Annotated in this window: 19 protein-coding genes; 14 read left to right on the plus strand and 5 right to left on the minus strand. The window is 71.7% G+C overall.

Annotation, left to right across the window (positions count from 1 at the left end):
- Nucleotides 1-66: 66 nt before the first annotated feature.
- Nucleotides 67-471 (minus strand): superoxide dismutase, Ni, encoded by a 405-nt coding sequence (sodN, locus tag ACRX5W_RS05180; protein WP_436786683.1) that lies wholly within the window; start codon nucleotides 469-471, stop codon nucleotides 67-69.
- A gap of 144 nt (nucleotides 472-615) precedes the next feature.
- Between sodN and sodX the strand changes: the two genes are divergently transcribed.
- Entirely contained in the window at nucleotides 616-993 is a 378-nt protein-coding gene (gene sodX, locus ACRX5W_RS05185) for a nickel-type superoxide dismutase maturation protease (RefSeq protein ID WP_436786684.1), read from the plus strand.
- 33 nt (nucleotides 994-1026) lie between these two features.
- On the opposite strand, the gene ACRX5W_RS05190 is transcribed toward sodX, so the two are convergent.
- Nucleotides 1027-1578, minus strand: coding sequence for a CGNR zinc finger domain-containing protein (locus ACRX5W_RS05190; protein WP_436786685.1), 552 nt, complete (start codon nucleotides 1576-1578; stop codon nucleotides 1027-1029).
- A 431-nt stretch (nucleotides 1579-2009) separates the two neighbouring features.
- Here ACRX5W_RS05190 and ACRX5W_RS05195 point away from each other — a divergent pair, with 431 nt between their 5' ends.
- The 9 genes from ACRX5W_RS05195 to ACRX5W_RS05235 all read left to right on the plus strand — a co-directional run bounded on the left by ACRX5W_RS05195 (nucleotide 2010) and on the right by ACRX5W_RS05235 (nucleotide 13158).
- The gene (locus ACRX5W_RS05195) at nucleotides 2010-3203 is read left to right on the plus strand and encodes an NAD(P)-dependent malic enzyme (RefSeq protein ID WP_436786686.1); all 1194 of its coding nucleotides are present in this window, start codon (nucleotides 2010-2012) and stop codon (nucleotides 3201-3203) included.
- 111 nt (nucleotides 3204-3314) lie between these two features.
- A complete protein-coding gene (locus ACRX5W_RS05200; RefSeq protein WP_436786687.1) occupies nucleotides 3315-4277 on the plus strand; it encodes a zinc-binding dehydrogenase in 963 nt (320 codons plus the stop codon).
- Between the two features lie 76 nt (nucleotides 4278-4353).
- A complete protein-coding gene (locus ACRX5W_RS05205; protein ID WP_436786688.1) occupies nucleotides 4354-5898 on the plus strand; it encodes an ABC transporter substrate-binding protein in 1545 nt (514 codons plus the stop codon).
- A gap of 329 nt (nucleotides 5899-6227) precedes the next feature.
- The gene (locus ACRX5W_RS05210) at nucleotides 6228-7595 is read left to right on the plus strand and encodes a PucR family transcriptional regulator (RefSeq protein WP_436786689.1); all 1368 of its coding nucleotides are present in this window, start codon (nucleotides 6228-6230) and stop codon (nucleotides 7593-7595) included.
- Between the two features lie 462 nt (nucleotides 7596-8057).
- Nucleotides 8058-8879: an ABC transporter ATP-binding protein gene (locus ACRX5W_RS05215; RefSeq protein WP_436786791.1), complete on the plus strand. Its 822-nt coding sequence runs from the start codon at nucleotides 8058-8060 to the stop codon at nucleotides 8877-8879.
- Entirely contained in the window at nucleotides 8876-9790 is a 915-nt protein-coding gene (locus ACRX5W_RS05220; RefSeq protein WP_436786690.1) for an ABC transporter ATP-binding protein, read from the plus strand. The genes ACRX5W_RS05215 and ACRX5W_RS05220 overlap by 4 nt, the downstream gene beginning before the upstream one ends.
- Complete coding sequence (locus ACRX5W_RS05225; RefSeq protein WP_436786691.1) at nucleotides 9787-10677, plus strand: branched-chain amino acid ABC transporter permease; 891 nt, start codon at nucleotides 9787-9789, stop codon at nucleotides 10675-10677. Before ACRX5W_RS05220 ends, ACRX5W_RS05225 begins: the two co-directional genes overlap by 4 nt.
- Nucleotides 10670-11875, plus strand: coding sequence for a branched-chain amino acid ABC transporter permease (locus ACRX5W_RS05230; RefSeq protein ID WP_436786692.1), 1206 nt, complete (start codon nucleotides 10670-10672; stop codon nucleotides 11873-11875). The genes ACRX5W_RS05225 and ACRX5W_RS05230 overlap by 8 nt, the downstream gene beginning before the upstream one ends.
- Nucleotides 11872-13158, plus strand: coding sequence for an ABC transporter substrate-binding protein (locus ACRX5W_RS05235; protein ID WP_436786693.1), 1287 nt, complete (start codon nucleotides 11872-11874; stop codon nucleotides 13156-13158). The genes ACRX5W_RS05230 and ACRX5W_RS05235 overlap by 4 nt, the downstream gene beginning before the upstream one ends.
- Before the next feature lie 244 nt (nucleotides 13159-13402).
- Here the strand turns inward: ACRX5W_RS05235 and ACRX5W_RS05240 are convergent, their stop codons facing one another.
- Nucleotides 13403-14086 (minus strand): hypothetical protein, encoded by a 684-nt coding sequence (locus tag ACRX5W_RS05240; protein ID WP_436786694.1) that lies wholly within the window; start codon nucleotides 14084-14086, stop codon nucleotides 13403-13405.
- Between the two features lie 162 nt (nucleotides 14087-14248).
- On the opposite strand from ACRX5W_RS05240, the gene ACRX5W_RS05245 reads away from it, so the two are divergent.
- Nucleotides 14249-14740 carry a MarR family winged helix-turn-helix transcriptional regulator gene (locus ACRX5W_RS05245; RefSeq protein ID WP_436786695.1) on the plus strand — a complete coding sequence of 164 codons (492 nt, stop codon included), beginning with the start codon at nucleotides 14249-14251 and terminating at the stop codon, nucleotides 14738-14740.
- Nucleotides 14741-15047: 307 nt separating this feature from the next.
- Here ACRX5W_RS05245 and ACRX5W_RS05250 read toward each other — a convergent pair whose 3' ends face one another.
- Together ACRX5W_RS05250 and ACRX5W_RS05255 are read right to left on the minus strand one after the other, a co-directional pair.
- Nucleotides 15048-15851 (minus strand): SDR family NAD(P)-dependent oxidoreductase, encoded by an 804-nt coding sequence (locus tag ACRX5W_RS05250; protein WP_436786696.1) that lies wholly within the window; start codon nucleotides 15849-15851, stop codon nucleotides 15048-15050.
- Entirely contained in the window at nucleotides 15848-16546 is a 699-nt protein-coding gene (locus ACRX5W_RS05255; RefSeq protein WP_436786697.1) for an SDR family oxidoreductase, read from the minus strand. Before ACRX5W_RS05255 ends, ACRX5W_RS05250 begins: the two co-directional genes overlap by 4 nt.
- Nucleotides 16547-16996: 450 nt before the next feature.
- On the opposite strand from ACRX5W_RS05255, the gene ACRX5W_RS05260 reads away from it, so the two are divergent.
- The 3 genes from ACRX5W_RS05260 (at nucleotide 16997) to ACRX5W_RS05270 (ending at nucleotide 21618) form a co-directional block, all read left to right on the plus strand.
- Nucleotides 16997-18748 (plus strand): hypothetical protein, encoded by a 1752-nt coding sequence (locus ACRX5W_RS05260; protein ID WP_436786698.1) that lies wholly within the window; start codon nucleotides 16997-16999, stop codon nucleotides 18746-18748.
- A 220-nt stretch (nucleotides 18749-18968) separates the two neighbouring features.
- The gene (locus ACRX5W_RS05265; RefSeq protein WP_436786699.1) at nucleotides 18969-19910 is read left to right on the plus strand and encodes a sirohydrochlorin chelatase; all 942 of its coding nucleotides are present in this window, start codon (nucleotides 18969-18971) and stop codon (nucleotides 19908-19910) included.
- A 553-nt stretch (nucleotides 19911-20463) separates the two neighbouring features.
- The gene (locus ACRX5W_RS05270) at nucleotides 20464-21618 is read left to right on the plus strand and encodes a CapA family protein (RefSeq protein WP_436786700.1); all 1155 of its coding nucleotides are present in this window, start codon (nucleotides 20464-20466) and stop codon (nucleotides 21616-21618) included.
- The last annotated feature ends 134 nt before the right edge of the window (nucleotides 21619-21752 follow it).

The raw sequence follows: 21752 nt of genomic DNA on the forward strand, positions 1-21752 counted from the left end.
GCCCCGGGCGGAGCCCCGCGGACCGGGCGTGCTGCCGTGCGCGTACCGCTGCGGCCCGGTGTCGGGTCAGGCGGCCTTCTTGGTCTCCCAGAAGATGGCGTCGATCTGGGCGATCAGGTCGAGCAGGGTCTGGCCGGTGGCCGGGTCGTTCGAACCCTTGGTGCCGCCCGCGCCCGCCGCCTTGATGGCGTCGTTGAACAGGGTGTGCAGGTTCGGGTACTTCTCGAAGTGCGGGGCCTTGAAGTAGTCGCTCCACAGCACCGACAGGTGGTGCTTGACCAGCTCGGAGCGCTGCTCCTTGATCTCGATCGCCCGGGCGCGGAACGCCGGGTCCTCGTTGGCCTGGTACTTCTCCTGGATCGCCTTGACCGACTCGGCCTCGATGCGGGCCTGCGCCGGGTCGTACACGCCGCAGGGGAGGTCGCAGTGCGCCTCGGCGGTCACGGTACGCGCGAACAGACGAGCGAACATGAGGGTCCTTTCTGTGATCGTCTTCCCACGGGGGACACTACTCCCGGGACCGCCGGTTTTCCCGGCCACCCCGGTTGCGTGGACGGAGTGTTCGGCGATCCGGCGGGCGCCGCACCGGGGGGTCGAAGGGGACGGAGAGGTGCATTGGCGGACATCCGGGACGCGCGCCGCCATCGGCTTCCCTGGGGCCTGGCCGAAGTCCGCGGGGGGTCGATGCTGCCCAACCTCGCCGACGGCGACAGGGTCCTGGTGCGCTACGGGGCGCGCGTCCGCCCGGGCGACGTCGTCCTGGCGCTGCGGCCGGACCGGCCCGGCGTCGGCATGGTCAAGCGCGCGGTGGAACACGTGGGCGGGGCTTGGCGGTTGCTCGGCGACAATCCGTACCGCAGCACCGACAGCCGGGAGTTCGGGTTGGTCCCGGACGCGCTGGTCCTGGGCAGGGTGCTCGCGGCGCGCGCGCCCGGCGCGCGGTCGTGGCTGCGGTGGCGCCGGGTGGGGGACGAGAATCCGTTCGAGAACTGAGGGCGCGTCAGGGCGTGCGCCGGGCGTACGGTCTCAGCCGCTCGCGCGGGCCTTGCGCCGGGCGCGATATTGCGCCACGTTCGCACGGGTCGAACACCGGTCCGAGCAGTAACGCCGCGACCTGTTCGCGGACGCGTCCACGAAGACGTTGCGGCACGGCGACGCCTCGCACACGCCCAAACGGTCGACACCGAGCGACGTCATCTGCACCGCGAGCCCCATCCCGGCCACCGCCGCGTACGACTCCGCCGCGCCCGACTGCTCGTCGGACAGGTGGATGTGCCACGGCTTGCCGTCGTGGCCGGTCACGCGCGGATGCACCGGATATTCGGCGAGCAGCCCGTTGAGCGTCGCGACGGCGTCCGCGGGCCGTCCCTCGACGGCGTCGGTGAAGACCGCACGCAAGCGGGCGCGCACGGCGCGCAGGCGGGGCACATCCGACTCGGTCACGCGCGAGGGCGGGCGGCCGACGGAGTGGAGCAGCCGCGCGATGTCGGCGGTCGTCCGCAACTCGTCGGTGCCGCGGCCGGGGGCTTCGGTGTTGACCAGCCGGACCGCGTGGTCGGCGTACGCGGCGAGTTCCACGACGGTCCGCCTTCCGGGTGATCGGGCGCTCGGATACCCGCCTCCGGCGGTCTCGGCGCGCCGGTCGCCTGCCGGGATCTGGCGTTGTCGCCGGACTTCCGGGCGATTCTGTGGCGGTGGTTACAGCCACCCTACTGTCCGTGGCACTAGCTTTGGCGGGCACGGGCGGAGCACGGACACCCACGGCAATCCACGGCTCGCGGGTGGCGCCGCCCCGACGGACCGCCGTTCGGGGGTTGTGGAAAGCTGGTTTCACGGGTGACCCCCGTACCCTCGTCGGATCGCGAGCGCGGACAGCAGCGCCGGCGCCTGCGAGGCAGGCAGCATCCAGCGGTGCTTTGTGTGCACCACCCCAGGACCGAACCCCTGTGGTGGTGGACGTCGCAATTGGAGCTGCACCACTTAATTACTGCATTGACAAAGGGGTCACTGTGGCAGCGGAGATCATCCCCACGGAGAGCACCACGCCGGACGACGTCGATCCGGCATTCGCCCTGCACCGGGGCGGCAAATTGGAGATCCGCTCGACGGTCCCGGTCCGGGACAAGGACGACTTGTCACTGGCCTACACGCCGGGTGTCGCCCGGGTGTGCACCGCGATCGCCGAGAACGCCGACCTGGTGAACGACTACACCTGGGTCTCCAACACAGTGGCGGTCGTCACCGACGGCACCGCCGTGCTCGGTCTGGGTGACATCGGCCCCAAGGCGTCCCTCCCGGTCATGGAGGGCAAGGCGCTGCTGTTCAAGCAGTTCGGCGGTGTGGACGCGGTCCCGATCGCGCTGGACTGCACGGACGTCGACGAGATCGTGGAAACCGTCGCGCGTCTCGCGCCGTCGTTCGGCGGCGTCAACCTTGAGGACATCTCGGCCCCGCGCTGCTTCGAGGTCGAGCGCAAGCTCCAGGAGCGCCTCGACATCCCCGTCTTCCACGACGACCAGCACGGCACCGCGATCGTCGCCCTCGCCGCCCTGCGCAACGCCGCCACGGTGACCGGGCGCGAGCTGAAGGACCTGCGCGCGGTCATCTCGGGCGCGGGCGCTGCCGGTATCGCGATCGCGAAGATCCTGCTGGAGGCCGGGATCGGCGACCTGTGCGTGGTCGACTCGCGCGGCATCGTGCACGAGGGCCGCGACGACCTGACGCCGGTCAAGCGCCTGATCGCCGAGCTGACCAACAAGGCGGGGCTCAAGGGCCCGATCGAGGAGGCACTGCGCGGCGCGGACGTGTTCCTCGGCGTCTCGGCCGGCAAGGTCCCCGAGGAGGTCGTCGCGACGATGGCGCCGAACGCGATCATCTTCGCGATGGCGAACCCGGACCCGGAGATCATGCCGGAGGTCGCGCTCAAGTACGCCGCGGTCGTGGCGACCGGCCGCAGCGACTACCCCAACCAGATCAACAACGTCCTGGCGTTCCCCGGCGTGTTCGCGGGCGCGCTGTCGGTCCGCGCGTCGCGGATCACCGAGGGCATGAAGGTCGCCGCGGCGGAGGCGCTCGCAGCCGTCGTCGCCGACGAACTGTCGCCTGACAAGATCATCCCGAGCCCGTTCGACGAGCGGGTGGCCCCGGCCGTGACCCTCGCGGTCGCCGAGGCGGCCCGGCGCGACGGTGTGGCCCGGCGCTGATTTCCTTGTGCGGTCGGAACGTGGTTTCCGGGGCGGAGCGGGAAACGAGCCGGCCCCGGAAACCCCGCTCCGACCTCGGACCCGCCCGCACGTCTCGATAAGGTCGCAGCCATGTTCGCCGTGAGTGCCGTACGCATCAGCCCTGACGATCCGCTGTCCGGTCTTGAGTCCGGGGAACGTCCGGACCCCGGCAGCGAGTCGCCGCTGCCGTCCGGGTGGACGACCGTCACGGTCAAGGCCGCGTCGCTGAACCACCACGACCTGTGGACCCTCAAGGGCGTCGGCATCACCGAAAATGAACTGCCGATGGTGCTGGGCTGCGACGGCGCCGGAATCGACGAGGACGGCAACGAGGTCGTTCTCCACTCGGTGATCGGCGGCCTCGGCACCGACGAGCCGCGTTCGATCCTCACCGAGAAGTACGACGGCACGTTCGCCGAAAAGGTCGCCGTGCCGCGCTGGAACCTGCTGCCCAAGCCGAAGGAGCTGTCCTTCGAGGAAGCCGCGTGCCTGCCCACGGCGTGGCTGACGGCGTACCGCATGCTGTTCACGAACTCCGGGGTGCGTCCCGGCGGAACGGTGCTCGTGCAGGGCGCGGGCGGCGGCGTCGCGACCGCGCTCGTGGCGCTCGGCAAGGCGGCCGGTTTCCGCATGTGGGTCACCAGCCGCGACGAGGCGAAGGGGGCCCGGGCCGTCGAGCTCGGCGCCGACCGGGCGTTCGCGTCCGGCGAGCGGCTGCCGGAGCGCGTCGACGCGGTCATGGAGACGGTCGGGGCCGCGACGTGGAGCCATTCGGTGCGCAGCCTCAAGCCGGGCGGCACGGTCGTGATCTCCGGGGCGACGAGTGGCCCGAATCCCTCGTCGGCGGAGCTGACCCGCATCTTCTTCCAGGAGATGCGCGTCGTCGGTTCGACGATGGGTGACCGGGACGAACTGGCCGGTCTGCTGAGCCTGTGTGCGAACAGCGGTGTGCGTCCGGCGATCGACACCGTGCTGCCGCTGGACCGCGCCCGCGAGGGCTTCGCGCGCATGGCCGAGGGCGAACTGTTCGGAAAGGTCGTCTTCACGGTCTGACCCGCGACGTACGGGCGCGCCGGCCGGGCGGGAGCACGCTCTACGCTTAGCCCGGACTCGTACGGAAGGACTGTGCATGTATCTGGGCCGTCGCCGCTTTCTGGCCCTCGGTGCGGGGGCCGGCCTCGCGGTCGCGGCGGGCGGGGTGCTCACCGGGTGCGGGCAGGACGAGCCGGTGCTGCGGACCGGCGGCACGCTGGTGGTCGGACTCCCGGCGTTTCCCGCGGCGCTCAACCCGGCGCACGGTGTCTCCGAGGAGACCCGGTGGGTGTCCGATCCCGTCGTCGAGACGCTGTACGCGTACCGCGACGACACCACGCTGGAGCCGGTGTTGGCGGCGGCGGATCCCCAGGTGTCGCCGGACGGTCTGGTCTGGACGATTCGGCTGCGTGCGGGGGTGACGTACGCCGACGGCGCCCCGTTCGACGCGCAGAGCGTCGCCGCGTGCCTGACCCGGCTCGCGTCGTCGGACACGGCCGGCGGGTGGGGCCCGTACCTCGCGGGGCGGATCGGCAAGGTGACCGCGGCCGACCCGCTGACCGTGCGCATAGAGCTGCCGAAGCCGTTCGGCATCCTGCGGCAGTTCCTCGCGAACCTTCCCATCCCGCACGCCTCTTCGCTCGGCGATCCGCAAGCCGTCGTCGGCACCGGCCCGTTCGCGGTTGAGGAGATCGTGCCGGGGCAGTCGGTGCGCCTTCGCCGCAACACCGAATACCGGGGCCCGCGACCGCCGTTGGACGCGATGGAGTTCCGCGTCGCGGCCCCGGCGACGACGCGGGTTGCCGAGCTCAAGGCCAAGCGGATCGGCATCGACCCCAGGCTTTCGGCGGACCAACTCAAGCCGCTGCAAAGGGTGAAGGACATGCAGGCGCACGCCGTGTCCGCACCGCTCGACCTGGTGACGGCGCTCAACATGCGCCGCGCGCCGTTCGACAACATCGCGGTACGGCGCGCGCTGGCCGCGGGCACGGCCCGCAAGCCCGTGCGCGACGTCGACTTCAAGGGCTTCGCGGTGATCGGCCAGGGCCCGGTCGGGCCCGCGACGGAGGGCTGGGACGTGGCGTACGCGCCATACCCGGAGATCGTCGACGGCGACCGGGTACGGGTGTTGCTCGGCGAGTCCGGCGTCACCGGCCCCATCGACTTCACCGTCCTGCTGAGCTCCGACGACGGCCTGCGCAAGCCCACCGAGACGCTGGCCCGCCAATGGGCCGACTTCGGACTGCGCGCACGGATCGACGAGGTGACCCCGCAGGTGTGGCAACAGCGGCGCCGGGCTGGGGAGTTCGACCTCGCGATGCAAATCCGGCGTCCCGCGTACGCCGTGGGGCGCACGGCGTTCGACATCCTGGCGCCGGCCGCGTCCACGCACCCGGACAACACCGGTTACCGCAACCAGGAGTTGGACCGCCTGCTGGAAGAGGCCTGGTCGGTCAACGAGGCGAGCCGCCGCGCGAAACTGTGCCGCCTGGCCAACGAGATCCTGGTCCGCGACGCTGTCATGATCCCGCCGGTGTATCCGCGCTTCCTGACCGGTCAGAGCCGGGGGGTCGAGTCGCTGAACGAGAAGCAAATGGCGCTGGGAAGGCTCGCGTTGGCCGAGTTGCACCTGCGCGGCTGACCCGCGCCCGGCTGGGGCCTCCGAGACATTGTGGGGCGCCACACGATTGTGATCGGGTGGCCGAGCACTCTCGTCCGGCGGATCGTCGTCGGCGAGGATGAACCGGTCCTGGAGCGGCGCCGCCGTCTTGCGGGACGACCAGGGCTTTCGGCGCGGATCCCGTGACGGTCGCGGGTGTGTCCGCACCGCGGGCCGTGGTCGCGGTGCCGGTGGGCGCATCCTCGGGCATGTCGCCGAAACGTTGCATCGACAAGATCTCCCGACCGGAGGTCTTCGGTGGCAGGCTATGCCCCCTGCACTGCGTCCCGTCCACGACCAGTGGAGGCATGATGCACGCTGCGCCATCCTCGTTCGGCACCGCGTCCGTGATATCCGACGGTGTGCACTCGGCGAACGGGTCCGCGCGGGCCGGTGCGCCCGGAGGCGGTGCGTCCGCGCCGCCACTGGGATTCGGGCTGCCGTCCGCTGATTCCACCGCCGTGCCTCCGCCTCGGTCGGCGCTTCCCGAGGGTCCGCCGAGCCAGTTGCTGCGCCGGGCCGCGCGGGTGTTGTTGGAGCGGCTGACGGAGCTCACCGACCGGCTCGTGACCGCGTTGTACGAGCAGGAGGCCGCGTACCGCGACGGCCCGGTCCCGCAGGACGAGGTCTGGCAGGGCTGCCACGAATCGCTGCGGAGCGCGCTGCTGATTTTGCTCGCGCGGCCCGGCGAGCGCGAACCGGGCCCGCAGACGTGGCGGTTGGGACGGCGGCGGGCGGAGCAGGGGCTGCCGCTGGACGCGCTGCTGCACGCCTACCGCATCGGCGGCGTGATCGTGTGGCAGGCGCTGGTCGAGACGACGATGGAGCACGAACCGCAGGCTGTCCCCGAGTTGGTCCACGCCGCGACGATGGTGTGGCACGTGGTCGACCATCATTCGACCGTCGTATCGGACGCGTACCGCAGTCTCGCCGCCGAGCTGACGAACCATCATCACGAGCGCACACGGGCCCTGTTGGACTCGCTGCTCGACGGTCGTGCGGACCCGGCCGACCTCGGTGCCGCGTCGGCGGTGCTCGACCTGCCCGAGGACGGCCGGTACGCGGTCGTCATGCTTCGGCACGCGCGTCCGGGCACCGGCCAGCACGACGGCCCTCGTCCGTCGGGTGCCGAGGGGACGCACCTGCTGTGGCGTTCGCGCGCCGACGCGGAGTTCGCCGTCGCGCTGCTGCACAAAGGGGTCAGCGCGCGGGACGCGTTGGCCGGGCTGGTCGACGCCCTGCATCTGTCCGGGAGTTCACGTGCCGGGATAGGGCTGGTGGTCGACGGCCTCGCGGATCTGGGACGGGCCCGCAAGATGGCCGAATTGGCCCTGCGCACCTGCTCGAACGACGGCGAAGTTGCGCGTCTGGACGAGCGGTTGCCGGCCGCGATGGTCGCGAGCCAGGCGGACTTGTCGAACGCGCTCGCGTCCCGCACGTTCGGGCCCGTCCTCGCGCTCGACCCGGGGGATCGCGACGTGTTGCTCGGCACGCTGGCGGCGTGGTTCGACGCGGGCGGCTCGGCGGCGCGCGCGGGCGCGCGGTTGTTCTGCCACCGCAACACCGTGCTCAACCGGCTGCGCAGGTTCGAGCAGTTGACCGGCCGCGACCTCGGGCTGCCGCGCGACCTCGTGGAACTCGGCCTCGCGCTGGACGCCTACCGCCTGACGGGCGCCTGACCTCGGTCGTACGCGCCTCCCCACGGCAACCAACGGTCCGTCGCCGGTGTGCGGGCGCACCGCGGAGCCGGTGCGGAGCCGGTGCGGAACCGGCTCGCGGGCCGGCGGAACCGGGGGCCGAACGGTGTCCGCCGCGGCTTCCCGGGCGCTGCCCCGGTTGTGGCCGTTCACAAGCCGGAGTCCCTGCCGACTGCCGGAATTGTGCGGCTGCACAGGCGCGCGGAGCCTCGGTTGGTCCGGTGCCACGTCATGTGTCGGGCGTATGGACGATCCGCATCGGCACATGTTGTGGTGTCCGTCACTTCGAGGCTGCGAGGGAAGGGAGGCCGAATGCCACGAGCGGAGCACGGACCTGCGCGGGGGGCGGACCCCGCGCCCGTGGGCCATGCCGGTGGGCGCGAGTCCGGCGGGGAGGATTCCCGACCTCGGTCCGCCGCCGACGGGGCCCTCGTCGTCGACCGGCTGCACGTCGCGTACGGCCGTTCCGTCCAGGCGCTGCGGGGCGTCAGCGTCACGGTGCCGGAGAGCGGCATCGTCACCGTGCTGGGGTCCAACGGCGCCGGCAAGAGCACGCTGCTGCGGGCGATCTCGGGAACGCTCTTTCTGCATCACGGTTCCATCGAAAGCGGCTCGGTCACCTACCGCGGCCGGAGGCTGGGCGGCCGCGACTCGGTTGCCGCCGTGCGTTCCGGGATCGTGCAAGTCCCGGAAGGCAGGCGGGTGTTCGCGGGCCTGTCGGTCGCGGAGAATCTCGCCGCCGGGTTGCTCGGCACGGGAGGCCGCCGTTCGCAGCGGGCCCGCGCCGCGCGCGAACGCGTCCTGGAGCTGTTCCCGGTGCTCGCCGAACGCGAGCGCCAGCACGCCGGGCTGTTGTCCGGCGGCGAGCAGCAGATGCTGGCCATGGGTCGCGCGTTGATGGCCGGGCCCCGGCTGCTGCTGCTCGACGAACCGTCCCTCGGGCTCGCCCCCAAGATGGTCGGCGTCATCGCGGGGGTGGTCCGCGAGATCGCCCGGCAGGGCACCGCCGTGCTGCTGGTCGAGCAGAACGCCGCGGTCGCCCTCGACCTGGCGGACACCGCGTACGTCCTGGACGTCGGCGAGGTCCGGCTCACCGGTGACGCGTCCGAGTTGGCGCGTACCGACGAGGTCCGCAGGTTGTACCTGGGGGTCGCCGACGAATCCGGCGAGCAGGCGGGCGAGCGCTCCGAGTCCGGTACGGACGCGGGGGAAGCGCTCGCCGCCGCGTCCACCGCCCGTCCCACGCTGCGGAGGTGGCGAGGTTGACCCGGACCGCACCGGAGGTCGTCTCCCCGGACGACGGATTCACCGTCCCGGAACTCGCCATCCGCGGCGTCACCGTGCGCTTCGCGGGCCTGGTGGCGCTGGATTCGGTGAGCTTCACCGTCGCACCCGGCAGCATCCACGCCGTCATCGGTCCCAACGGCGCCGGCAAGTCGACGTGCTTCAACGTGCTCTCGGGCGTCTACAAGGCCACCAGGGGCACCGTGGACATGGGCGGCGACGAGCTGACCAGGCTGCCGCCGCACAGGATCGCGCAGCTTGGCCTGGCCCGGACGTTCCAGAACATCGTGCTGACGCACGGCACGGTCGCCGACAACCTCATGCTCGGCCGGCACGTCCTGACCCGGTCCGGGTTCGTCGCCACCGCGCTGCACCTGCCCGGTGCCGTGCGCGAGCAGCGCCGGCACCGCGAACGCGCCCGGGAGATCGCCGAGTTCCTGGATCTCGGGGCGGTCTTCGACGCTCCCGTGACGCTGCTGCCGTACGGCGTCCGCAAGCGCGTCGAGATGGCCCGCGCGCTGTGCATGGAGCCGAAGATCCTGCTGCTCGACGAACCGGTCGCCGGCATGAACACCGCCGAGCGGGTCCGGACCGCGGACGCCATCGCGGCGGTGCGGGACAACCTGGGCATTTCGATCGTGCTCGTCGAGCACGACATGGGCATGATCATGCGCCTCGCCGACGAGGTGACGGTCCTCGACTTCGGCCGCCGCATCGTCTCCGGCCCTCCCGAGGAGGTGCGGAACAACCCCGAGGTGATCCGGGCCTATCTCGGCACCGGAGAGGACACGCCTGTGGACGCTTCCGTACTCGGCGGCTCCCCGGCCGCGCCCTCGCAGACCGCCGGCGGGACCCGACACGCACAGCGAGAGAACGAGGAGCGGCAGCAATGACCAAGTTCTCCGAGATAGCCCTGAACGGGCTCGCTCTCGGATCGGTGTACGCCCTCATCGCCCTGGGCTTCGTGGTGATCTTCAAGGCGTCGGGAGTGATGAACTTCGCCCACGGGTCGCTGCTGCTGCTCGGTGGATTCGTCATCGCCGAGCTGCACGACGAACTCGGCTTCGGCGGTGCGGTCCTGGTCGGCGTGGTGGTCACCGCGGCCGGGGCCGGGCTGATGGAACTGCTGTTCATCCGGGGGCTCGGCACGGTCGAGCTCCACGTGCTGACGATTTTGACCATCGGCATCGACATCTTGCTGACCACCGAACTGGTGCGCCGCATCGGCTCGGACACGATGTCGCTGGGCGACCCGTGGGGCAACGACTCGGTGCGGATCGGCGACGCGTACGTGGCCGAGGCCCGCATCGCGTCGATCGTCGTCGCGACGATCCTGATCGGCTTCTTCTTCGCGGCGTTCCGCTACACCGCGTGGGGCCTGTCGATGCGGGCCGCGTCCGAGGACCGCGAGGCGGCGGCGCTCATGGGCGTCAGCATGAAGCGGATCCAGTTGGTCGCGTGGTGCATCGCCGGCGCCCTCGCCGCGGTGGCGGCGGTCTTCCTGACCGCGGCACCGACATCGGGCCTGGACCGGACGACCGGCCAGATCGCGCTCAAGGCCTTCCCCGCCGCGGTGCTGGGCGGCATGGACTCCGCACCCGGAGCCCTGGTCGGCGCGCTGATGATCGGCCTGGCCGAGGCGCTCGCGGCCGGCTACCAGAGCGAGTTGGACGTGCTGGGCGGCGGCGTCTCGGGGATCGCGCCGTACATCGTCATGATCCTCATCCTGTTGTGGCGGCCGACGGGCCTGCTCGGATCGAAGGAACTGAGCCGTGTCTGAGACCCCTGTGGCGACCGCGGCACCCAAGGAGCGCAAGGCACCCGCCGACTCCGGCGGCCGTTCCGCGCACGCCGCGCTGCGTACGACGTTGCGGTGGAACAAACTGGCCGGCCTCGTCGCCGTCCTCGTACTGGCCGCACTGCCCTTCTACCTCACCGAATTCTGGTTGATCACCGGCCTGTTCGCGATGGCGGCGGTGCTGGGCGCGATCGGCCTCAACATCCTGTCCGGCAACGCGGGGCAGCTTTCGCTCGGGCACGCGTTCTTCCTCGCGGTCGGCGCGTACAGCTACATCGTGCTGTCGGGCGAGTCCGGCGTCATCGGCACGCACGAGACCGACGGCTTCGGCCTGCCGCCGCTGCTCGCCATGGCCGGCGCGGTGGTGGTCGCCGGACTGTTCGGGGGCGTCTTCAGCCCGATCGCCGGCCGCCTGCGCGGCATGTACCTCGGCATCGCGACGCTCGCGCTGGTGTTCATCGGCGAGCACGTGATGACCAACGCGCACAACATCACCGGCGGCCACAACGGGCGGCCGGCCGAGCCGATGTCGATCTTCGGCTTCTCGTTCTCCGACGGCGACCCGGACCTCGCGGTCCTGGGCGTGGAGTTCGACCGGTACGAGCGCCTCTGGTACTTCGGGCTCGTGCTGGTGGTCGGCGGCATCCTGGTGGCCCGCAACCTCCTGCGCGGCCGACCGGGCCGGGCGCTCGGCGCGGTCCGCGACAGCGAGATCGCCGCGGGCGTCATGGGAGTGCCGGTGGCGCGGTTCCGGTCGATGGCGTTCGTCGTGTCCTCGATGTACGCCGGGCTCGCCGGGGCGCTCCTCGCCCTGGTCTACGGCACCCTCGTGCCGGGTTCCTTCGGACTCCAGATGTCGATCGACTACCTCGCGATGATCGTCATCGGCGGGCTCGGATCCGTCGGCGGCGCGGTCGCGGGTGCGATCTTCGTGACCGTCCTGCCGCAATTGTTCAGCCACTACGCGGCCTCGCTGCCGCTCGTCGTCGAAGCAGGGGGCGACGGGATCGGCCCCACCGAGGCAGCGCGCTACCTGTACGGCGCGGTGATCATCCTCGTGCTGGTCTTCGCACCGGGGGGACTGGCCGGCATCGCCCGGCGGTGGTCCCTGGCACTTCGTTCCGCAAAGCGTCCCAGTTCACCTTCCGGTAAAACGCCGCCTCAAGGAGCCGTTTCGTGAAGATCGCGAAGATACGCACGGGCACCAGAGCCACCGCCGCGGTTCTCGCCGCACTGGCGCTGAGCATCACGGCTTGCAGCACCAAGAACGACGACGACGAGCCGGCCCAGAATGCGAGCGCGGGCACCGACGGCCTGAAGGTCGGCCAGGGGGTCACCGACACCGAGATCCACATCGGCGGTCTCACCGACCTGACCGGCCCGTACGGCATCCTCGGCAAGAGCACGACCAACGGCCAGAAACTCTACTTCGACCAGCTCAACGCGAAGGGCGGCGTCTGCGGCCGGCAGGTCGTCGTGGACGTCAAGGACCACGGCTACGACGTCCAGAAGGCCACCACGGCCTACAACGAGCTCTCCGGCAAGGTCGTCGGGTTCTCGCAGCTCATCGGGTCGGCGATCGTCAACCAGCTCGCCCCGGAGATCGAGAAGGCCGGCCTGCTCACGACGCCGCAGGCGTGGGCGTCCAACCTGCTGGGCAAGCAGGCGATCCAGGTGACGTCGAGCACGTACGACATCCAGATGGTCAACGGCGTCTGGAACCTCGTGCAGAGCATGGGCCTGAAGCCGGGTGACAAGGTCGGCCACATCTTCACCGAGGACGAGTTCGGCGAGAACAGCTCGGCGGGCGCCAAGTTCGCCGCGCAGGCCGCCGGCATCGAGGTCGTCGACCAGAAGGTCAAGCCCACCGACCGCGACATGACCGCTGCGGTGACCGCGCTGAAGTCGGCCGGTGTCAAGGCGATCCTCGTGGCCGCCAGCCCGACCCAGCTCGGCCCGATCATGGGTGTCAGCGAGGCGGCCAACTTCAAGGTGCCGGTCCTGACCCACACGGTCGGCTTCCACCAGAGCATGCTGGGCACGGCGGCCGGTCCCGCGATCGAATCCCGCCTCCAGATAGTCAGCGCGGTGCCGTCGCCGCAGGACAGCCAGCCCGTGCTCCAGCAGATGTCGGCCGATTACCAGGCCAAGTTCCCCGGTGAGGCGCCCGACCTCGGCGTGCTGTCCGGGTACACCAGCGCCGCGATCGTCACCGAGGCCATCAAGAAGGCCTGTGGGATGAAGGACCTGACGCCCGCCGGCATCGTCAAGGCGCACCGCAGCAACAGCCAGGTCGACTCGGGCTACGGCTTGACGCTCGACTTCTCGTCGCCGGCCAAGCCGCCGACCTACATGACCTACATGCTGAAGATCGACAAGACCAAGCCGAGTGGCGTGGCCACCGCGAGCCAGGCCTTCGAGGCGCCCAACGCGAAGTCGTTCCCGCTGCCGAAGACAGGCTGACCTCCGAGAGGGCGGACCGGAAGCATCCCGAGGGCCCGGCGGCACACCAGCCGCCGGGCCCTTCAGGGCCTGTATTGAGTTCTCCGTCGGATAGGCCACGGCGTCTGGTGCCGTGCATCGCAAGGCGCCGGATCCGAACTCGTATCGGTTCATACTTGGAGGATTCGGCAACGCGGCGAGGCGCGGTGCCAGGCGTCGTGGACCCGGCGGAGAACTCAATACAGGCCCTAAGCCTGGTCCGGCGTCATCCGGGGCGCAGGTGGACGACTCCGACCGGCCGGTGCGGCGCGGCCGAGTGCAGTTCGGTCGCGCGAATGTGGGCGAGCAGGCCGTGCGCGCCCGTCTCCTCCAACAGGCGCACGGTGTCGGCCGATTCGGTGGGCGCGAGCGAACGGGCGGCGCCGTCGTTGAGGAGCACGAGCGTGTGCACGCCGTCGTCCGGCGAACTGCCCCACACCGCGTTGGTCGCGACCGCCGGACGGGCGCCCGCGGCGTGCCGGGAACCGGCCGGGTCGACGACGGCACGCACGGAGGAGTCGCGGCGGACCAGGACCGTGCCGGGGCCCAGGACGAGGTGGTCCAGGCGGCCGTCGGCCAGGCGTACGGCCACCACCGAAGCGGTCGGTGTGCCGTGCAGCGCCAGGTCGCAGCGCCCGCCGTGCAGCGCCGCGGTCTCGGCGATCGCGTCCGCCAGGCAGTCGGACGCGGGCCGGTCCGGACGGTCGACCAGGCGCGTCAGCAGGTGCGCGCCGAGCCGCCGCAAATACCAGCCGGTGCCGTGCCCGCAGCCCTCGACCGCGACCCGGTGCGCGAAAGCGGTGGTCGTGACGACTGCCGCCTCCGGCGTCGCCAACGCGAAGACACGGTCGCGCGGCCGGGGAGCGTCATCGGCTCCCGAACCCGGATCCGTCACCACCTCGACATGCACGGTGATCAGTCTCAGGCAGCGACCGGCCTCGGGGCAGGCACACCGCGGGGTTTGGCTCGAAGGTGTCGGCGACCACGGTGAACGCCCGGCCACCGTGCGAGCCCGCGCGCTTCCGGCGGCCGAGCCCGCACCCCCGCGCGGCGGAGCCTTAGGCTGCCCGGCATGACCGATGCCGATAGCCGCCGCGCGATCAATGACGCCATCAACGCGCTCAAGCGGTTCGTCAACAGCAGGCAGTTGGATGCCGTGCACGCAGCCCGCTCCGGTGTGCCGCTGAACCTGGTCGCCATCGGGATCCTGTACCGAGTGATCCGGCACGGCCCCATCCGCCCGACGGAACTCGCGGGGCTCGCCGACATCCAGCCCGCGGCGCTGAGCCGGCAGATCAGGATTCTTGAGGAGATCGGCTTCATCGTCCGCGTCGGTGACGCCGAGGACGGACGCGTGTCGTTCGTGGAGGCGACCGAGGCCGGCCGTACCGCCCACGCGCGCTTCGCGGCGGCCAACGACGCCTTGCTGGCCGAGCACCTCAAGGATTGGACGGCGGAGGAACTGACCGCGCTCGCCGAGCAGATGCAGCGGCTTGTCGCGGACCTGCGCGGCGCCCGCCGCGAGACGTCGGCGAACCACCGTGCGGACGCGGCCGGTTCGTGAACCGGAACGCGGTGCCGCAGATCCGGTCATCGAACTCGGTTGCGTGCGTGCGCCCAGGCTCGTGAGCGCGGGCAGGCCAAGGCGGGGGAGGCCCGCCCCGGCCGGGCCTGCCCCTGAGTCCCGTACGACCATGACGGGACGCTAAGCATCCTGTACGGAAAGAGACCTGATCCTCCACTGCCCGATCACAAATGCCGGTTAATTTTACCTTCCGCAGCACAACCCTCGGGAAATTTGCCCGAGTTGTTGTGATTCGTCAGTCAACCGTCAAGCGACCACGCGATGTTCGCCATCAGTCACGGCGGACTCACAGCGCGGTCATGCGTCCACCGCTGACCACGAGCGTCTGACCGGTCACATATCGGGACGCCGGCCCGCACAGAAACACCGCACACGGCCCGATGTCCTCGACCGGATCGCCGACGCGGCCCATCGGAATCAGCGCCGTGATGCGCGCCTGCATCGTCGCGTCCAACCGCATCGCGTTGTCCAGCGCCGGCGTGACCGCGAGCGGCGCGAGCCCGTTGACACGGATCCCGTCCGCACCCCACTCGCGGGCCAGCGACTTCACGAAACCGCGCTGGGCGCCCTTCGCGGCGGCGTAGAACGACAGGTTCGCGCTGCCCTGCATCCCGGCCGGGGACGTCAGCAGCACATACGACCCGGACGTCTCACGCAGGTGCCGGTACGCCGCGCGCGCGATCGTGTAAGACGCCACCGAGGCGACCGCCGCGTGCTCGTCCCACAACTCCACCGGGGCGTTTTCGAGGTCAACCGGCTCGCTCGACCTGCGGCTGGTCGCGTTGTGCACCACCGCGTCGAGCCGTCCGAACCGCTTCACCGCCGCCGCGCAAGCGGCCTCGACCGCGTCGGCGGACGTCACGTCGCACACCTCGGCCGCGGCCACCCCGCCCGCCGCCGCGATCGCCGTGGCGACCTGCGCACCGGCACCGCGGCGCCGCGCGGTCACCACCACCGACGCCCCGGCCGCCCCGAGCGCCAGCGCGATCCCCTCGCCGACACCCGCCGCGGCGCCTGTGACCAACACGGTGCGGCCCGCCAACGGCCGGTCCGGCGACGCGTCCTGCCGCTTGCCCGGCAAATCCGTCACGGCATCATCAGAGCTCCCCCGTCGAGCGCGAACGTCGACCCCGTCAGGTGCCGCGCGCCCGGTGCGCACAGCAGGTGCACGACCTCGGCGACGGCCTCCGGCGTCATCGCCGCGGCGTCGAGCGGGGCCTCGCACCGGTCGACGTCCGTACCGCGCAGCGCCTCGGCCTCGGGGTCCATCGCGAACACCGAGGGCGCGACCAGGTGCACCGACACTCCGTCGGCCGCCCAGCGCCGAGCGGCCGACTTGGCCAGCGCGCGCAGTGCCTCCGACGCGGTCGCGAGCGCGACCACCCCCGCCCCGCCCTCGATCGCGACACTCGGCGCCACGAGCACAAAACGCCCGCGCGACGCGGTGAGCAGCGGGTACGCGGCCTGCAAAGCGGCCAGCCCGTCGCGCACCGGTTCTTCGGCGAGCCGGTCCCACTCGGCGGGAGACAGGTCGACCAGTGCGCGGGGTCGGGCCGAGCCAGGGGTGTAGGGCGCGTACACGACCACGTCCACGCCGGCGTCCGGACTGTGCGCACGGCCGGGCGCTTGGGTTCCGCGCACTGCCGCGCCCAGCCCACTTCCCGACGCCGCGACCACCACCGTCGTGCCGACCGCCCGCAGCGACGAGGCGACCGCACGGGCGACGGCGGACGTCCCGGCGACGACCGCGCGTGGTGGACGGTGTGTGCCGAGGGTGTCGGCCACGGCGAATTCCCTTCCGCGTCGCCCCAAGCCCGGACGAGGCAGGGGAAGCACCTTGGGGGTGCGGCGAATCGGACAGCAGCTTTGCCCGCCCGCGACCGACTCGGGCACCGCGAAACGACAACCGGACCGCCTTGGCCCCAGACCGCGACCGCCCGCGACCGACTCGGGCACCGCGAAACGACAACCGGACCGCCCTGGCCCCAGACCGCGACGGCGTGAACTTCTCCGGGAACAGCAGTAGTTCGAATCGCGGAAGATGACAAGGTGCGCGGCCCGTCGGGCCGGAGCCGGTGTCGCGCCGGCCGTTGGCGCGACGCCCGGCGGCATGCCGATCCCCGGTACCCGGTCCCGCGGGACCGCCGCGCAGTGCGCCTCCGGCTGTCGGGGCGGCGCCGTAGCGTGGGCTCCAATCCCGCCGATTCGACCCGGCCGGCGGGTGGGGAGGCTCCTGTGGATGTCACGGCATATCTCGCGCTGCTCGACCGACTCGACGCGGGCGACGGCGCGTTGACCGACCGCCTCGGGGCGGAACTGCCCGAGCAGGTGCGTCGGCGGCGCGCCGAGTCCTCGCCACCCCAGCGCGCCCGCGCGGCCCGCAACCGGCGGTTGACCGGCGTGCACGTCGCCTGCCTGGTCGAGGGCGCCGGCCCGGCGGTCCGCGTTCTGCGGACGCTGCGCCGGATAGCCCCGCGCCAGGGCTGGGCGTACGCGGACGGCACACGCGGGCTGGCCGCGACGATCCGCACGCGGCTCGGCGCCGACCCGGCGGCGTGGGCCTTCGTGCAGCAACAACTCGCGTCGTACCCCGGCCTGTTGCCCGAGCTCGTCGAGGATGCGTGCCGCGCGGCCGAGGGCCGCGACGCGACCGGCGTGCCGCGCGTGCCGAGTGCGCTGCGCCGCGACATGCGCCAGTTGCTCATGCTGCTGGACGCCGACACGCTCGCCGCACTCCTTCCCCACCTGCACCGCAGCACCGTCGTCGACCTTGCCCGCTTCGGTGCCCCGCTGACGCCCGAGACGCTTGCGTGGGTCGTCGCGACGGCGACGCCGCGCGAGCGCGTGACGCTTGCGAAGGCCCGCTGGAGCCGTCCCGGACTGGCCGCCGCGCTGGCCGAGTTGGACGATAGTGAGGTCAACGCCGCGGTGTACCTCAATGTGCACACGTCGGTCGCGGTCCGGGCGCGCATCATGGCGGCGGCCGACCGCGTGCCGCTCCATCCGTCCGTCGTCGCGCGGGTGCGCACCGACAACCGCCGCGCGATGCGCTTCCCGGCGCTGTGGTCGGGTGATCCGCTGCTGGTCCGGGCCGCGCTCCTGCGCCGCGAGCAGACGGCCGGTTCGGTCGAGGAGTGCCTGCGCGTATGGGAGGAGGAGGGAATCGACTCGCTCGCCGCCATGTACCGGCCCCACACGGGCACGGACACACTCCCCGCGAGCCCGTTCCGGATGCCGCGCTACCGCTCCCTGCTGCTGGTCGCGGTGGCGGGCATCTGGCGGCGGCACGGCGTGGTCGAGGCGGCCAGGCTGGTCGACGAGCTCCCGGTGACGACGCAGCATCGGAAATCGCTCGGTGAGTGGTTCGCCGCCGACGACGGCCTGGAGCGGCTGACCGAGGAGATCGCGGAGAAGGGCGGCACACGCACACTCGTGAAGCGGTTGCGCCGCAGGTATCCGACGCGGCTGTGGCCGCTGATCGAGTGCCCCTGGGTCGACTGGGACCGGATAGCCCGCAGCGACAGGCGGTCTGCGTTGGCGGGCGCCGCGTGGGCGCAGCTCGCGTCCGTGCCCGGGTGTCCCGAGCGGGCGCTTCCGGAGGAGGCCGACGAGGACAGCGACGGCAGGGTCGGGGCGGGCCGGTGGCCGACGATGCGTGAGATCTCGGTGCCGCGCGAATGGACCGACGGGCGGTGGGCGTTCGCTGCTCCGGCCCGTCGAGGTGCCGCGATGCCGCTGGAGCACTTGTTCACCGCGGTGGCCCCTGCGGCGCAGGCGTTCAACTCGTACGGCTTTCTGGCTGAATTTGTCGCTGACGGTTCCGCGACATTGCGCTATGACGACCACATGCGCGCGCTTGTCGACCGACACCTTGGTACGTCGCTCGACGCCCGGGTTGTCGCGCTGCGCCTGCTCGGCGACTTCCCGGGGACCGCGGAGGAACTCCTGGAGACGGCCGCGGCGATGACCCTCGTGCCGACCTCGTGACCGGGGAGCTGTCCGCCGAGTCGCCTGACGGCCCGTCAGGGCGGTTGGACGGGCGCGCGGTGGCCGCCCCGCGCCACCAGCCGTTTGGCCGGGTCGCGGCCGGCCGTGGACGTTTGTGCCGCGAATCGCGTCGGTATTGCCCTGTTTCGTGGCGCAAAACCTAATAACGATTGCGCTCGAAAGGTGCTGTCGTACAAGCGAATCAATAGCATCCGCGTGCATGAGCACTTCGCCTGACGCAGCAGCACCCCTGCCCACGCGCAATCAGGGCCTACCCACCCGCGTGCCCGCGGCCCGGGCGGGTGGCAGGCACCGCAGACCAGAGGCACCCGAGATCCCCGAAGGGGCGCCCCCGCTCGTTCTCGCCGTCCCGGGGCCGGCGAACCCCGAACTCGACGATGTCGTCCGTGAGGTCGCGCTGTTGGCCCGGGCCGGCCGTCCCGGGCTCGACATCCGTCCTGCGCTGCTCGGCGACGGTGCGACCGACCTGTCCCTCGTGCTCGCCCCGGCGGCGTCCCCCGGTGCGTTCCCGCCGGTGGAGGAGGACGAGGCGGCCGAGGAGGACGAAGCCGCACCGGAGCCCGAGGTCGCGGACGAGGGCGACGCGGACGCTCCGCCCGCCGTCGTGGTGCCGCTGCTGATCGGCCCGCACCCGGGAGTCGCCGCACGTGTGCGCGCGACCGTCGAGGCGGCCGAGAGCCCGCTCGTGGTCACCGAGCCGCTGGGCCCGCACCCGTTGCTGGCCGAGGCCCTGCACGAGCGTCTTTCCGAGGCCGGGCTGGCCCGAGCCGACCGGGCGCGGCTGTTCACCGTCGTCACGGCCGCCGACGGCATCGTGCTGGCCACCACCGGCGGCCCCGAGGCCCTTCAGGCGGCCGACATCACCGGCGTGCTGCTCGCCGCCCGCCTCGCGCTCCCGGTCGTGACGGCGGACCTGGAGGTGCCCGGGGACGTCGCGCAGGCCGCCGACCGCCTCCGCGCGATGGGCGCCGAACGCCTGGCCCTCGCGCCGTACGTCCTGGGGCCCGACCTGCCGCCGGGCCTGGTGGCGTCGGCCGCCGCCGAAGCCGACTGCACCGCCGCGGAACCCATCGGCGCGCACGGAGCGGTCGCCCAACTGGTCCTCCGCGCCTACCTGGAGGCCGCCGGAATACGGGACTGAGCGAAACAGGAAGACGAAATCGAGCCAAGCTGAGACGCACCGAAGCCGCGACGGGAACACCCCGCCGGACAACCGAATCCCCGGGCAGGACACGACCCACCCCGGACCGCACCCACGCCGGCGAAGGGCGGGAGCCGCGAAGGCCCCGCCCTTCACGCATGCGAGGGCCTGCAACCAAGGCCCGCCGGGAGGCACGGGGACACCGCACCGACCCCGGAGGAGCCGCGAAGGCCCCGCTTTTCACGCATGCGGGGCCACGGACCGAGGCCCGCAGTCGTGGTCTCGGCCGGAGGGTCGCGACGACGCGGTCCGGCTGTCCGCCCGCCGTCCCCGCTCGTCCTCCGCCGCCTCACCCGAGCGGGGGTTACCCGCCGGTCCTGTGTGGCGGTCCGCACATAACGGCCCTCGGGCGTGCGATCTTGCAGGGAAAGTGCACTTATATGCCAATAATTTGGCGTGTCCCTGGAGATCGGGAGGACGATCCGTGTCGATCACTGACCTTTTTGGATCACCAGGGAGACGCGTCTTTGGATCACCAGGGAGACGCGTCGCGGTGATCGCGTCCGCGTGCGCCCTCCTGCTGGCGGGCTGCTCGGCCGGTTCGGACGACGACGGCAGGCCCGGCGCCGGCAAGCCCGGGCAGGCCGCTCCCGTCCCGGGCGCCGACGTGTCACGCTTCACCCTGGTCGCGACCGGCGACGTGCTCGCCTACCCGTCGATCATGGAGCAGGCCCGTACCGACGCCGGCGGCGACGGCTACGACTTCGGCGCGATCTTCGCGGGGGTGGCGCCCGTCGTGCGGGGCGCCGACGTGGCGCTGTGCCACATGGAGACCGTCTACGGCGAACCCGGTGGCCCGTTCACCGCCTACCCGCTCTTCAAGGGCCCGCCGCAGATCGCCCGCGCGCTCGCGGCCGCCGGGTACGACGGCTGCTCCACGGCGTCCAACCACACACTCGATGACGGCTTCGCCGGAATCGACCGCACGCTCGCGCAACTCGACTCGGTGGGCGTCAGGCACGCCGGTTCCGCGCGCAGCGCCGAGGAGGCCGCGACGCCGACGATCCTCGACGTCAAGGGCGTCAAGGTCGCGCATCTGTCGTGGACGTACGCGACCAACGGCATCCCTCTGCCCGAGGACAAACCGTGGGCGGTCAACGTCGTGGACGTGCCGCGCATCATCGCCGAGGCCCGCGCGGCACGGGCGGCCGGGGCGGAGGTGGTCGTGCTGAGCATGCACTGGGGCACCGAGTGGCAGCGCGAGCCCGACGCCGACCAACTCGCGTGGGCCCGGGAGTTGACCGCGTCGACCGACGACGGGCGCAAGGACGTGGACCTGATCCTCGGCACGCACAACCACGTCCCGCAGCCGTACGCGAAGGTCAACGGCACCTGGGTGGTCTACGGCATGGGCGACCAGATGGCAAACTTCCCCGGCCAGGACAAACTCGCGGGCAACTACAGCTCGATCGCCCGCTTCGGCTTCGTGCGCGGCGCGGACGGCGCGTGGACGGTCGACAAGGCCGAGTTCATGCCGCAGTACGCCGACCCCGGGCCGCCCTTCCGGATCGTCAACATCAACGCCGAGATCGCAGCGGGTTCTCCGCGCGGCGAGGCGTATGGCACGCCGTTGGAGGAGATCCGCGCGGCGGTGCTGTCGGAGGGCGCGGCACAGGACGGCCTGCTGGAGTCGACGGACGGCAGGTGAGGGACCGGCGAGGCGGCGGGCCGCGGAAACGACCCCGCAGACACGCTTCGTGGGCTTGCCGGTGCCCGATTCGGGACGAGCCTATGACGGAACCCCGGCCGTTTTCCGGCCGGGGTTCCGTCATTGCCCGGGGT

Source organism: Yinghuangia sp. YIM S10712, from assembly GCF_051388935.1.
GTDB lineage: Bacteria > Actinomycetota > Actinomycetes > Streptomycetales > Streptomycetaceae > Yinghuangia.